This is a genomic window from Solihabitans fulvus (assembly GCF_008386585.1).
GTDB classification, from domain to species: Bacteria; Actinomycetota; Actinomycetes; order Mycobacteriales; family Pseudonocardiaceae; genus Solihabitans; species Solihabitans fulvus.
The window spans coordinates 1-13,275 of the sequence record NZ_VUOB01000054.1 but is presented as its reverse complement, the minus strand read 5'-3'; the positions used below and the strand labels follow the sequence as shown (position 1 = coordinate 13,275).

The window sequence follows — 13,275 nt, the reverse complement described above, 5'->3', positions numbered from 1 at the left end:
GGAGGGTATAGACGGCGCGTATACACTCGTTGTACAGTCTCCGGCATGTCCATGGGGCTCACCCTGCTGGGGTTACTTGAGAACGGCCCTCGTCACGGCTACGACCTGAAGAAGGCGTACGACGAGCGGTTCGGCCACGATCGGCCGGTGCACTACGGGCAGGTCTATTCGACGCTGTCCAGGCTGCTGCGCGACGGTCTCGTCGAGGTCAACGGCGTCGAGGCGGGCGGGGGTCCGGACCGCAAGCGGTACGCGATCACTTCGTCCGGCGTCACCGATGTGCACGGCTGGCTCACCACGCCGGAAAAGCCGGAGCTCTACCTCCAGAACACGCTGTACACGAAGGTCGTGCTGGCCTTGCTGTCCGGTCGCGTCGCGGCCGAGGTGCTCGACATCCAGCGTGCCGCGCACCTGCGCGCCATGCGGGAGTTGACCCAACGCAAGACCAACGGCGATCTCGCCGACCAACTCATCTGCGATCACGCGCTGTTCCACCTCGAAGCCGACCTGCGCTGGCTGCAACTCACCGCGGCCCGGCTGGACCAGCTCGCCAAGGAGATTTCTTCATGACTGCACGGGAACACCCGACGGAGCAGGCGGCCGACGGCCCGCCGCTGCTGGAGGCGCAGGAGCTGCGCAAGTCCTTCGGGGCGACACCCGCGCTGGACGGCGCCAGCCTGCGCGTTCGCGCGGGCGAGGTGCTGGCCGTGATGGGACCGTCGGGCTCGGGCAAGTCGACGCTGCTGCACTGCCTCGCCGGCATCATGCCGCCCGACTCGGGACGAGTGCTGTACCAGGGCGCCGAGCTGAGTGCGCTCCCGGACGGCCCGCGCAGCGAGCTGCGGCGCACCGAGTTCGGCTTCGTCTTCCAGTTCGGGCAGCTCGTGCCGGAACTGACCTGCCTGGAGAACGTCGCGCTGCCGCTGCGGCTCGGCGGCATGAAGCGCAAGGAGGCCGAGCGCAGCGCCACCGAATGGCTTGAACGCCTCGAGGTCGCCGACGTCGCGGGCAAGCGGCCCGGCGAGGCGTCCGGCGGCCAGGGGCAGCGGGTCGCGGTCGCGCGGGCGATGGTCACCACGCCGAAGGTGATCTTCGCCGACGAGCCGACCGGTGCGCTGGACACGCTCAACGGCGAGCGGGTCATGCAGTTGCTGGTCGGCGCGGCCAAGGACACCAACGCAGCCGTCGTGCTGGTCACCCACGAACCGAGGGTCGCGGCGTACTCCGACCGCGAGGTCGTGGTCAGGGACGGCAAGTCTCTCGAAGTGGAGCTGTCTCGGTGACTTCTCTCAACGACCGTTCTCGGGGAACGGTTGGCAGCCGGGGTCGGGGCCCCGGCGCTGCGCTCGCCCGCTGGGTGGGCGACCTCGTCCTCGGGGTCCGGCTGGCTGTCGGGGGCGGCCGGACCTCGTGGGTGAGGCTGGCGCTGACCGCGGTCGGCGTCGGACTCGGTGTGATGGTGTTGCTCGCGGCCACCTCCGTGCCGCACATGCTCGCGGGGCGCGCGGATCGGGGCAACGCGCGGGCGGTCCACTTCGCGGACGAGCCCTCGAGTCCGGTGCCCGGTGTGGATGCCGCGCTTGTGACGCAGCGCAACGACGAGTTCCTCGGCCGAGGGCTACAGGGCTACCTGGTCGAGCTGACCGGGCCGGCCGCGCCGCACGCGCCGGGGGTGAGCCGGCTGCCCGGTCCCGGCGAGGCGGTGTTGTCGCCCGCGCTGGTCGACCTGCTCAAGTCCTCGGACGGCGAGCTGCTGCGGCCCCGGTTCAGCCAACGGATCGTCGGCACCATCGGCCCGGAGGGGCTGACCGGGCCCAACGAGCTGTTCTTCTACGTTGGCGCCGACGGGATGCGGTCGCTGCCCGGTGCGGCCAGGATCTCGTCCTTCGGCTCCGGCCAACAGAGCAGCCAGATCAGCGGCCTCGAGCTGCTGCTGATCATCCTGGGGGCGGCGACCTTCCTGATCCCGGTCGTCGTGTTCGTCGCGACGAGCACCAGACTCGCCGCTTCGGCGCGGGATCGGCGGCTCGCCGCGCTGCGCCTGGTCGGTGCGGACGGCAAACAGGTGCGCAGGATCGCGGCGGGCGAGTCGTTCGTCGGCGCGATCGTCGGGCTGGTCGTCGGGGCCGTCATGTTCCTGATCGCCAAGGCACTGGTGCCGTTGATCTCCGTGTCCGCCTTGCGCGGCGGCATCTTCTCCGCCGACATCCGCCCGGAGTGGGGGCTCGTCGGGTTGATCATCGTCGGCGTTCCGCTGCTGTCGGTCGGCGTCGCCGTGCTCTCGCTGCGTCGCACGATCATCGAGCCGCTCGGCGTGGTGCGCAGGGCGAAGTCGGCCAGGCGCAAGCTGTGGTGGCGGCTGCTGCCGGTCGTCGCCGGGGTTGGACTGTTGGCGACGCAGGGGAGCAAGTTCGCCAACAGCAGTTCCGGCGCCTCGGAGACACCGGTGATCGCGGGCATCGTGCTGCTGCTCATCGCGGTCGCCGTCGTGCTGCCCTGGGTGGTCGAGCGCGTGGTCTGGTCGTTGCGCGGCGGGTCGCCCGCGTGGCAGCTCGCGGTCCGCAGGCTGCAACTGGACAGCGGGACGTCGGCCAGGGTCGTCGGCGGGGTCGCGGTGGTGCTGACCGGGGCGATCGCGCTGCAGGCGCTGTTCCTGCCGGCGCAGGCCGACGCCGACGCGCGGGACTCGGGTCCGGTGGAGATCCGGGCGACCATGAACGGCACGAGCCTGGCCGAGATGGACAAGTTCGCGGCGGCCCTGCACGGCGTGCCCGGGTTTGCCGGGGCGAAGGTGTCCGTCGCCGGGACGATCCTGGACGCCGAGCAGAAGTACGCGTCCATCGAGATCGGGAGCTGCGCAGAGCTTGCGGCGCACGCCCCGCTGCCCGGATGCGTTGACGGCGATGTCTTCTACGGGAAGGCGAAGGTGACCCGAGGCAACGGTCAAGGGCAGGATCACGGCCAGGGGGAACCGAAGAACAACCACGTGCTCGTGCCGACGGCCGGCCAGCCGGTCTGGTTCTCCGGGATCAAGGACGTCAAGGCGAGCACGCCGCCGCACTGGACGATTCCCGCCGTGAAGGGCACGGTCCAGCTGAGCGAGCAGAGGTCGGACGGCGGGCTGCTGCTGGTGACACCGGCCGCGCTGGCCGGCGTCAGGACGATATCGGTGTTCGCGGCGTCCAACGTGAAGCTCCAGACCAGCGATCCGCGTACGGTCGAGTACGCGCGAAACGCGCTGTTCCCGTTGGGGTGGAACGCCAACGTCATGGCGTTCAACCTCGTGGCGGACGGCGGCAACAGCGAGTATCTGTTGATCAAGCGAGTGCTCAACATCGGCTCGGTGATCACGCTGCTGCTGGCTGCGGCGAGCCTGATGGTCGTTGCGCTGGAACAGATCCGGGAGCGGCGACGCGCGCTGGCTGTGCTCGTGGCCAACGGAACGCAGCGGGTGGTGTTGGCGCGGTCGCTGCTGTGGCAGATGGCGATCCCGATCGTGCTGGCGGTGGCCATCGCGGTCGGGGCCGGGCTCGGGCTTGCCGCGCTGCTGCTCGCCGTCGTGTCGGACCACCCGGTGCTCTTCGACTGGCCGACGATCGGGATCTTCAGCGGGGCAGGGTTGGTGGCCGTGCTGGGGGTGACGGTGTTGACGCTGCCGTCGCTGTGGCGGGCGGCCAGTGTCGAGGGCCTGCGCGGGGAGTGAACGTCCGGGATCGTCGCGATCCAACGGGGTTGTGCCGGTTAGGATTCGGCCGTGGGGACCAGTGACAAGCCCGTGTACGTGTCCAACGGTGGTCCGGTCGGCAGGACCGTCGTCTACACCCTGCTGGCTGACCTGGTCATCGTCGGTCCGGTTGTGCTGGCCGTCGGCATCGCCAACCAGGAGCAGGGCGGGATCGTGCTGGTGGTGGGTTGCGTCCTCTCGCTGCTGGGCATTCCCTTCGGCGTCCTCATGTGGCGCGCGCTGGCTCGCTCGGCGCGCAGGCTTGGGCGGCTGCGGGAGGTCGGCGTCGCGGCGACCGCACAGGTCACCTCGGTCGACTGGGACGCGCTTGGCGAGGGGATCGTGGTGCTCGAGCTCCGCGTCAGCGGGTCCGGGTTCGAGACCTTCGAGGCGCTCGTGAAGTGCAACGGGAAGTCCGGACTGGTGGTGGGTAAGCAGTTTCGGGCGTTGGTCGATCCGTCCGGCGACGAGTTCACCGTCGAGGACAGGCTGGTCAAGGCGGCCAGCTCCCTCTGATCGCGCTTCCCGTTGGGGCAACTCCCGTTGCCCCAACGGGAAGCGGTGTTCCGTGGCCGCGAAGGCGAAGTCCGGGACGCGCCGGGGATCGGTCTGGTTCGTGCCGGTTCGCGCCGACTAGGATCCGGACGTGGGGAACAGCGACGAGCCGGTGTACGTGACGAAGATCGGGCCGGTGGGTCGCGTCGTCCTCTACACGTTGATGGCGCTGATGATTGCGATCGGACCGGTGCTGGCGGTCGTGGACATCGCCGACCGGGACCACCGCTGGGTCACGGTGCTGATCGGCATTGTGCTGTCGGCGTTCCTCATTCCCTTCGGTGTCATCATGAGCATCGGGGTGGCGCGCTCGGCGCGTCGAATGCGGCGGCTGCGGGAGGTCGGCATCGCGGCGACCGCGGAGATCATCTCGGTCAAGGACGCCAGTGTCGGCGAGGAAGTGGGCGTCGCGCTTGGCCTGCGCGTCAGCGGATCCGGGTTCGCGTCCTTCGAGACGACGGTCAAGTGCAGCTCCAACGCCGCCCTGCACGTCGGCGCCGAACTGCCGGCCGTGGTGGATCCGACCGGCACCGCGTTCACCATCAACGGCAGGCTGATCAGGGCCGCCAACTCCTTCTGAGCCGGACTTCCCGTTGGGGCAACTCGCGGTGTTCCGACGGGAAGCGGGTTCGGTGGCCGCTATGGTGGAGTTCGGGGAATGCGCGCGACGCGGTGAGGTCGGTGGCGGATGGTTCCGGTGACACTTGCTCGGGCGGCGGCCCTGCTGATCGCGCAGGAGGTCGTCGAGGGCACCAGCGCCGAGCTGGTCTCGTTGGTGCGGCGGAGGTTCGCGCTGGACGAGGACGCGGCGCAGGCGCTGGCCGTGGCCAGTGCCGATCCCCGTGATCGGGCGGCGACGGCGGAGGTGGCGCGGCGGCTCCAGGAACACGCAGGCGACGTGGAGTTCGCGGCGGCCCTGCGGGCCTGCCTCGACCGGCTCAACCGGCCGGTGTCGGACGAGCGGACCGTGATCAACGTGAACCGCGACCAGGCCGGCGGAGTCTCCATCCAGGCCGGGCGCATCGACTCGGTCGACACCAGGGGCGAGGCCGGTTCCCGCTGATGGCGTGGTGGCGGCGCAACCCAAGGCAGCAGTGGCACAACGACAAGCAGGTCGGCGGCGTGAGCGTGCAGGCCGGCGTCATCGAGTCCCTGACCATTCATCAGGGTCAGCCGGCGACGCGCGATCGGCCCCGCATGCTGCCGGCCGACGTGCCGGCCTTCACCGGCCGGCACGAGGAGGTCGCGCAGTTGCTCGGCTTCGCGGCCGAGGCGGTGTCGGCGGCCGTGGTCTGCGCGATCGACGGCACGGCCGGCGTCGGCAAGACCGCGCTAGCGCTGCACACCGCCCATCGGGTGGCCGAGGACTTCCCGGACGGGCAGCTCCACGCGGACCTGCGCGGCCACACCGAGGACCGCGTGCCGTTGGCGGCAGGCTCGGTGCTGGAGAGCTTCCTGCGGGCGCTCGGCGTGCCACCCGACGACATCCCGGCGGCGACCGACGACCGGGCGGCGCTGTACCGGTCCACGCTGGCCGGGCGGCGGATGGTGGTGGTGCTGGACAACGCGGCCTCCGAGGCCCAGGTCCGGCCGCTGCTGCCCGGTGGCGCGGGCTGTTTCGTGCTGGTCACCAGCCGCAGGGCGCTGAGCGGGCTGGACACCACCGGCCGGATGCTGTTGCCGGTCCTGCCGGACGACGACGCGACGGCCCTGCTCACCACCATCCTCGGCGGACAGCGGATCGCCTCGGCGCCCGAGGCGGCCGGCGACCTCGTGCGCCTGTGCGCGGGTTTGGCACTGGCACTGCGGATCGTGGCCGCCAAGCTGTCCACGGATCCCGGACTGGAGCTGTCCGCGCTCGCGTGGCGGTTGGCCGACGAGAACAGCAGGCTCGGCGAGCTGGCCGCCGGCGACCGCGCCGTCCGGGCCGCATTCATGCTGTCCTACCGGGATCTTCCCGAGGCTCAGGCCAGGTTCTTCCGGCGGTTGGCGCTGCATCCCGGTGTCGACTTCGACGCCGCGGCCGCGGCGGTGCTCGCCGACGTCGAGTGGGCGCAGGGCGGCGCGCTGCTCGAACAACTGGTCGACGCGCGACTGGTCGAGCACTACTACGCCACCTATCACCGGTTGCACGACCTGGTGCGGCTGTTCGCGCTGGAACTGGTGGCCCAGGATCCCGCAGCGGAACGGTCGGCGTCCCAGGTCCGAATCGTGGACCACTACCTGACGGTCGTGTCGACCGCCGACGCCATGATGCGCGGTATGGCGGGGGACGAGACCAGCCAGTCCTCGGCCCTGGTCTACCTGGACAAGGAGCGCGGCAACGTCGTCGCCGCCGTTCGGCTCGCCGCCGACATCGGCTACCACGAGGGCGCGTGGCGGTGCGCGTTCACGCTCAGCGAGTACCTGGAACGCCGGCGCTATCTCGGCGATCTGCTTGCGGTGCAGCAACTCGCGCTCGGGTCGGCGAGGGCGGCCGGCGACCTCCCGGCGCAGGGCACCGCGCTCCAGCTGCTCACGCACACCTACGAGATGCTCGGCCGCTTCGACGAGGCGACCGACGCGGGGACACAGGGCGTCGAGGTGTCCCGTCGGCTCGGCGATCTCGCCGGACAGGGCAGCACGCTGAGCAACATCGGCCTGGCACATCAGGAATCGGGCCGGTACGACGAGGCGGTGCGGCACTACCAACGGGCGCTGGAGCTGCTTGGGCGGGCCGACGACACGGCCAACATCGGGCACACGCTCAACAACCTCGGCACGACTTACCGGGCACTGGGGGAGCACGCGAAGGCCGTGGACCACCACCGGCGGGCCGTCGAGGCGCTGCGCGAGGTCGGCGACTCGCTCGGCGTGGCCAGGACGTTGAGCAACCTCGGCGGAGACCTGGTGGCCGGTGGCGAACCCGAGGCGGCGCAGGGATGTCTGGTCGAGGCGTTGCTCGCGCTGCGTGCGGCGGGCGACCGACACTGCGAGGCCGCGACCCTGTTCATGCTCGGCGAGTCCCACCGGATGCTGGACCGGGTGCCCGAAGCGCTGGCCCACTACCGGGCCGCGTACGCCGTCTTCGAGGATCTCGGCGACCAACACCGACAGGGGCTCACCCTGCTGCGGATTCGCGCGCTCGGCGGCGAGGTGTGATCGCACGCCACGCAAGGGTCAGGCTTCGGTGGTCCGGCCGGTGCCGGCGGCGATGACCGGCAGCGCTCGCCAGGACGCCTCGTCGGTCGGGTCGGTCGGCACGCCGTCGCACAGCACGTACCTGGCCGGCGCCATGGCGATGCGCCAGCCGGGTGTGCGCAGCGTGGTCATGCAGGCCGCGTGCGCCCGCTCCGGGGTGCGGAAGTCGTTGCCGGCGCTGACATATCCGGTCAGCGCGCCGCCCTCGGGGACGACCAGCGCGGCGCGAGCGGACAGGGCCTCGATGAGCAGTCGGCGCGACGCGGAAAGGCTGATCCAGCACGCGTCGACCAGCGCCCAGTCCGGGCCGCGCGACACCGACTCAACGCCCGTGAGCAGCCTCGTGCCGGCGAGCGGGACGTTGCGCACGGCCGCCGCGACGAGCAGCCGTTCGACGCCGCGCAACAGCAGCTCGATCTCGGACCTGGTGACCTGGGTGGTGTCCGCGGTCAGGGCCACCAGCAGTTCCGGCGCCAGCCGCACCGGATTGCACATCAGCACCACCGGGTACTGCGCCGACTCCGCCCAGCGGACCGTCGTCCTGGGCAGCGCGTCGATCACCTGATTCGGGTCGCCCGGCCCATCGCCCGACGGTTCGCCGTCGAGGTGCGCGCTGATGTTGTTCACGGTGAAGTCGCGGGTGAACCTCGTGCCGCGCCGGTAGCCGATCTCGTCGATGACCCGCCACAACTCGTTGGCGTCGAACAGGCTGTGCGTGTTGGCCGCGAGCGTGGCGCGGTTCGCCCGCTGCACCAGTTCGTCGAACGTCGGCGTGTCGAGGTCCAGCGCGGTCAGGCCGTCCTGCGCCAGCGAACCGACATAGTCGCGCAGCCGCACCCGGAACCTGTTGCTGGACACCGAGGTGAACACACACCTGTTCGTGCCGGTGCGCTGCGCCAGCACCGCGCACAACGCGGCGAGCAGCACCGCCTGGCGGCCCGCGCCGACCCGCGCCGCGATGTGGCCCATCGCGAGGCCGCCGGCCGGCGAGTGCAGGAACCCCGACAGGAAACCCTCGACGGGCCGGTCCGGCGGCGGCATCGGATAGGCGCTCTGCGGCGCGGTGCTGAGGTGGTTCTCCCAGTACCGCACCGCGGACTCCGCCTGTCGCAGGCCGTGCGCGGTCCGTTCGGCCACCGCCTGGTCGAGGGGTTGGTGCCCTGGTGGTTCGTCGCGCGCGCAGTCCGGGTTGCTCAGCAGCTCGGTGAACTGGCGGGCGATCAGCGCCATGCTGGCGAAGTCGACCGCCATGTGCGAGTACAGCACCACGGCGGCGGCCGGCATGCCGCGCCGGGTGCCGACCGCGACCCGCAGCGGCAGCTCCCTGGTGAAGTCGACTCCCTTGCCGCGCAACCGATCCGCGAGCAGGTCGATGACCTCGTCGTCGTCGAGGCCCGCGGCGAGTTCGTGCACCTCGATGGTCAGCTGGCCGCCGGTCGCGACGCACTGCGCGGGCTCGCCGTCGGTGGAGTAGCTGGTGCGCAACGCCTCGTGCCGCGACAGGAGCACCGCGAACGCCGCCTCGATGTCCGCGAGCGTCGCGCCGTCCGGCAGGTCGAGGCCCCAGTGCAGCACCGCTGACGACCGGTCGGCCTCGTTGCCGACCCAGTTCCAGGTGTTGCGCTGGCCGAAGGTCAGCGGTCCCGTTCCGCCGCGCGCGCCGCGGAACGGGACCAGCAGGAGCCTTGACTCAGCCATCGGAGACCTCGACGTAGATCGTCTCGTCGTTGCGGATGGTCTGGTCGAGATCGGCCACGTCCTGCCGCGCGCCGTCCCGGTAGGCGCGGACGCGGACGGCGTCGTCGTCGAAACCGGCCCGCGCGAGGACGTGCCGCAGCTCGGTCTCGTCGTAGATCCAGCGATGCCCGTACAGGTAGAAGATCTGGTTGAACATGAACGCCGGCCGCGCCGGCATCGGCGGCGCGATGCCGATCGCGAGCTGCACGCGCCGCCGGTGCTTGGCGAAGAACTTGTCCTGGCTGAGATATCCCTCGACGTAGCGGCGCAGGTCCGGCGTGGTTATGCGAAGCAGGCCGCCGGGCGCGAGGACGCGCCGGACCTCGGTGAGCCAGTCCACGGCGACCGGCAGCGGGATGTGCTCGATGAGATGCTCGGCGTACACCCACTCCACCGAGCCGTCCTCGAACGGCAGGGGCTCGGCGACGTCGAGCTGCGTGTACAGGCTGCTGCCGTCCACCCGGTAGATCGAACCGGGTTCCGTTGCCGCGTGAGGGCTTTGCAGACCGACCAGGTCGGTGCCGAGGCCCGATGGGTGGGCGGTGCGGAAGGCCGCGAACTCGATGCCGGTGACGCCGAGATCCGCGAGCTGCCGCCTGGTGAACTTCGGGCCGGTGGCCACCGTCTCCAGGGAGTCGCAGCGCGCGAGGTCGACCGTGAACTCGTCCATCCTGCGGCCGAGCCCGGCAGGATCCTCCCAGTTCCAGGACCGGTCGACGCGTTCCTCGGCCACTAGGACCTCCACAGCGGCGGGCAGAACTCCGGGTCGGCGTAGTTCGGCCGGCCGTCCTCGGTCCGGCTCACCAACACGTCGTGGTTGTACACCACGGCATCGCCGTTGGACTTGCGGTACGGGCGGTACTGGTTGTCCCCGTCCTGGAGGTGCAGCGAGATCGCCCTGCGCGGCCGGCCGCTGCGGTTCGCGCCGCTGCCGTGGTAGGTCTTGCAGTGATGGAAGCTCATGTGCCCCTTGGGGATCACCATCGGGATCCGCCGGACGTCGGTGTTGTTGAAGGCGGCGTTGGCCTCCAGCAGCGCGTCCAGCTCGGCGCGGTCGCGTTCGGCGAAGTGCCTGGTCGAATCGTCGCCGCTGAGCTCCTGCCACCGGTGGCTGCCGTCCACCATCGTGATGGTGCCCATCTCCTCGTCGCAGTCGTGCAGCGGGATGAACGCCGTCAGCATCTTCTCGGACGTGCAGGTCTGCCAGTAGTGCCGGTCCATGTGCCAGGGCACCTGATTGGTCGGTTCCTCGGCGCGCGGCGGCTTGTAGATCAGGGTCGACTGGAACACCCGGATCTCCTCGGCCTGCGCGAGCCGCGCGGCGACCGCGCCGATCAGCGGCTTGCGCAGGATCGCGCCGATCACGTCGCTCTCGTAGTGGACGTAGTCGTTGTGCCGCTGCACCGGGCCCTTGTCCTGCGTCCAGTACGCGAGCTTCGGCGGACGCACCGGCAGGTCCCGGTCCTTGACGCCGAGATAGAACCGCTCCGACTCGGCGACGATGGTGTCGACCTCGTCGTCGGTGAGCAGCTTCTTGCTCAGGAACCAGCCCTGCTCGGCGTAGGCGGCGACGTCCTCGTCGGACGGCAGCAGCTCCCGTTCCCGCTCGGTGAGCGCGAACGTGGCGTTCGTTGCGGTGTCGCTGGACACGGTCTTCCCTCCAGATGGCGGCGCGGTCAGTGGGAGAGCTCGGCGCTGGGGCTTGCGCCGAGGCGCTCGCGCTCGACGGCCTGGTACAGGGCCTTGATGTTGGCGCTGCCGAAGGTGAGCGCGCCAAGCCGCTCGATGATCTCCATGAAGAAGGTGTTCCTGGGGTGCGTGGTGTGCGTGAAGATCTGGAACAGCTCGCCGACCTCGTCGCGATCCACTAGGATGTTCAGCTCCCGCAACACCTCCACCGGCAGGCCGACGTGCCCGAGCCTGCGCTCCAGCTCGTCGTAGTAGCTGACCGGCGTGCCGAGGAAGCCGACGCCCCGGTCGGACAGCGTGCGCACGACCGTGGCGATGTCGTCGGTGCGCAACGCGAGGTGCTGGACACCAGCACCCGCGTGCCGTTCGAGGAAGTCGTCGATCTGGCCGGGCATCCCGGTCGGGTCCGGTTCGAGCAGGGTGACGGTGACCAGGCCGTCGGGGCTCTGCACCACGCGCGAGTTCATCGCCTGCGTGCCGACGACGATGTGTTCCTCGAAGATCTCGTCGAAGCCGAGCACCTCGCGGTAGAAGGCGGTGGTCGGGCCGAGATCGCCGACGGGGACGCAGGCCGCGATGTGGTCGATGACGTCCAGCAGCTCCAACGATTCGTGCCGGTCGCGCGGCGCGCCCTTGGCGCTGTAGCCGGTCAGCAATTCGCCCGCCTCGACGAAGGTGTGCGCGACATCGCCGAACGCGGTGAACCGGCGTTGCTCCGCCGACACCGGGACCGCGCCGCGCGCCACGGCGTCGGCGAACGCGGCGGCCGGGTCGTCGGACACCAGCGCCACGGTGGCCAGGCCGTCGCCGTGCCGCAGAACGTAGTCGGCGGCCGGGTGGTCTGGCGCGGTGGCGGTGGTGAACAGGATCTGGATCCCGCCCTGTCGCACCAGAACGGAACGCTGACCGGGTCGGTCGAGCTCCCCATGGATCCGGAAGCCGAACGTCGCGCACAGCTCCGCCGCCGCCTGGTCGGCGTCCGCGACGTAGAACTCGACGTGGTCGATCCCTTGTGCCTGCATCTCAACCTCTTGATGTGCCGGGATTGGACATGGAACTGGGGTGGTGACGCACCGCGCGACTGCTCGGCGGGCCGAACAACAGGCTGAGGTTGTGCCCGCCGAAGGCGAACGTGTTGGACAGCGCGGCGCGGACCTCGCCGAGCCTGGCCGAGCCGCGCACGTGGTCGAGCTGACAGGCCGGGTCGGGATCGTCCAGGTTGTGCGTCGGTGGCAGCACGCCCCGGCCGACCGCGAGACCGGTCATCGCGGCCTCGACGACGCCGGACGCGCCCAACAGGTGGCCCGTCAACGCCTTGACCGAGCTCACCGCCGGGTCGGTGTCGCCGAACACCGCGCGGATCGCGACCGTCTCGGCGACGTCACCGAGCGGTGTGCCGGTGCCGTGCGCGTTGACATAGTCCACATCGGACGGTGCAAGGCCCGCGTCGTCGATGGCCCTGCGCATGGCCGCCGCCGCGCCGTCGCCGTCCGCCCTCGGTGTCGTCGGGTGGTGCGCGTCGGTGGTCGCGCCCCAGCCGAGCACGTCGGCGTAGCCGCGCGCGCCCCGCGCGTCGGCGAAGTCGGTGCGCTCCACCACGAACACGCCGGCGCCCTCGCCGAGCACGAAACCGTTGCGGGCCCGGTCGAACGGGCGGCTCGCGGCGGTCGGGTCGGCCCAGCCGCGCGCCAGCGCCCTGGCGTTGCCGAACGCGGCGGCGATCGTCGGGTGCAGCGGCGCGTCCGTGCCGCCGCAGATCACCACGTCGGCCTCGCCGCCCCGCACCAGCCGCACCGCCTCGGCCACTGACTGCGCGCCGGCCGCGCAGGCCGTGGAGATCGACGAGCTGTAGCCGCGAATGCCGTACTTGATGGCGATCCGCGCCGCCGCCATGTTCGACAGCATCCCCGGCAGGAGGTAGGGCGTGACGCCGGGGCGACCGCGTCGCTGCCGTGCGCCCGCATACTGTTCGTAGGTCTCCAGGCCGCCGCCGCCGGTGGACACGACCACCGCGATCCGCAGCGGGTCGACGTCCCTGCCCACCTCGATGCCGGCGTCGGTGACCGCGTCGGCGGCCGCGGCGAGCGCCAGCAGGGCGAAGCGGTCCACGGCGCGCGCCTCGGTGGCCGCCAGGACCTCGGTCGGGTCGATCGCAGGGGCGATGCCGGCCGCTTCCAGCCAGCCCGCGGCGGAGTGACCCTCGGGCGGGGTGCGCAGCCCGGACCGCCCGGCGCACACCGCGTCGAAGACGTCGTCCAGCTTGCGGCCGACCGGCGTGACCAGCCCGATACCGGTGATCGTCGCAGTAGGTCTGCTCATCGACGTCCTCGCCTCGCTGCGGGCCCCGATGAAGCACGGGGCGCACTGTGTTGGATGATTCGCTCGCTGCG

12 protein-coding genes are annotated in these 13,275 nt (G+C 70.9%); 7 read left to right on the top strand and 5 right to left on the bottom strand.

The features are described 5' to 3' along the window. The first annotated feature begins 45 nt into the window (after nt 1-45). From F0L68_RS27325 to F0L68_RS27295, 7 genes are all read left to right on the top strand, one after another. Nucleotides 46-570 (top strand): PadR family transcriptional regulator, encoded by a 525-nt coding sequence (locus F0L68_RS27325; protein ID WP_149852693.1) that lies wholly within the window; start codon nt 46-48, stop codon nt 568-570. After that, a complete protein-coding gene (locus tag F0L68_RS27320) occupies nt 567-1,283 on the top strand; it encodes an ABC transporter ATP-binding protein (RefSeq protein ID WP_149852692.1) in 717 nt (238 codons plus the stop codon). The genes F0L68_RS27325 and F0L68_RS27320 overlap by 4 nt, the downstream gene beginning before the upstream one ends. Before the next feature lie 131 nt (nt 1,284-1,414). Then, the gene (locus F0L68_RS27315) at nt 1,415-3,703 is read left to right on the top strand and encodes an FtsX-like permease family protein (RefSeq protein WP_149852691.1); all 2,289 of its coding nucleotides are present in this window, start codon (nt 1,415-1,417) and stop codon (nt 3,701-3,703) included. Between the two features lie 51 nt (nt 3,704-3,754). Continuing rightward, nucleotides 3,755-4,240 carry a hypothetical protein gene (locus F0L68_RS27310; RefSeq protein WP_149852690.1) on the top strand — a complete coding sequence of 162 codons (486 nt, stop codon included), beginning with the start codon at nt 3,755-3,757 and terminating at the stop codon, nt 4,238-4,240. Between the two features lie 130 nt (nt 4,241-4,370). Then, nucleotides 4,371-4,859 carry a hypothetical protein gene (locus F0L68_RS27305; protein ID WP_149852689.1) on the top strand — a complete coding sequence of 163 codons (489 nt, stop codon included), beginning with the start codon at nt 4,371-4,373 and terminating at the stop codon, nt 4,857-4,859. Between the two features lie 117 nt (nt 4,860-4,976). After that, a complete protein-coding gene (locus tag F0L68_RS27300) occupies nt 4,977-5,342 on the top strand; it encodes a hypothetical protein (RefSeq protein ID WP_149852688.1) in 366 nt (121 codons plus the stop codon). After that, nucleotides 5,342-7,420: an ATP-binding protein gene (locus tag F0L68_RS27295; RefSeq protein WP_149852687.1), complete on the top strand. Its 2,079-nt coding sequence runs from the start codon at nt 5,342-5,344 to the stop codon at nt 7,418-7,420. The genes F0L68_RS27300 and F0L68_RS27295 overlap by 1 nt, the downstream gene beginning before the upstream one ends. A gap of 18 nt (nt 7,421-7,438) precedes the next feature. Here F0L68_RS27295 and F0L68_RS27290 read toward each other — a convergent pair whose 3' ends face one another. Genes F0L68_RS27290 through F0L68_RS27270 form a run of 5 tightly spaced genes read right to left on the bottom strand, consistent with a single transcriptional unit; the run spans nt 7,439 to nt 13,204 of the window. Further along, nucleotides 7,439-9,157, bottom strand: coding sequence for a condensation domain-containing protein (locus F0L68_RS27290; protein ID WP_149852686.1), 1,719 nt, complete (start codon nt 9,155-9,157; stop codon nt 7,439-7,441). After that, complete coding sequence (locus F0L68_RS27285; protein WP_149852685.1) at nt 9,150-9,929, bottom strand: class I SAM-dependent methyltransferase; 780 nt, start codon at nt 9,927-9,929, stop codon at nt 9,150-9,152. Before F0L68_RS27285 ends, F0L68_RS27290 begins: the two co-directional genes overlap by 8 nt. Further along, on the bottom strand, nt 9,929-10,846 hold the full coding sequence (locus tag F0L68_RS27280) for a phytanoyl-CoA dioxygenase family protein (protein WP_149852684.1): 918 nt from the start codon (nt 10,844-10,846) through the stop codon (nt 9,929-9,931). The genes F0L68_RS27285 and F0L68_RS27280 overlap by 1 nt, the downstream gene beginning before the upstream one ends. A gap of 26 nt (nt 10,847-10,872) precedes the next feature. Beyond that, nucleotides 10,873-11,907 carry a 4-hydroxyphenylpyruvate dioxygenase gene (hppD, locus tag F0L68_RS27275; RefSeq protein ID WP_149852683.1) on the bottom strand — a complete coding sequence of 345 codons (1,035 nt, stop codon included), beginning with the start codon at nt 11,905-11,907 and terminating at the stop codon, nt 10,873-10,875. Nucleotide 11,908: 1 nt separating this feature from the next. Further along, nucleotides 11,909-13,204, bottom strand: coding sequence for a beta-ketoacyl-[acyl-carrier-protein] synthase family protein (locus tag F0L68_RS27270; protein ID WP_149852682.1), 1,296 nt, complete (start codon nt 13,202-13,204; stop codon nt 11,909-11,911). Nucleotides 13,205-13,275 lie beyond the last annotated feature (71 nt).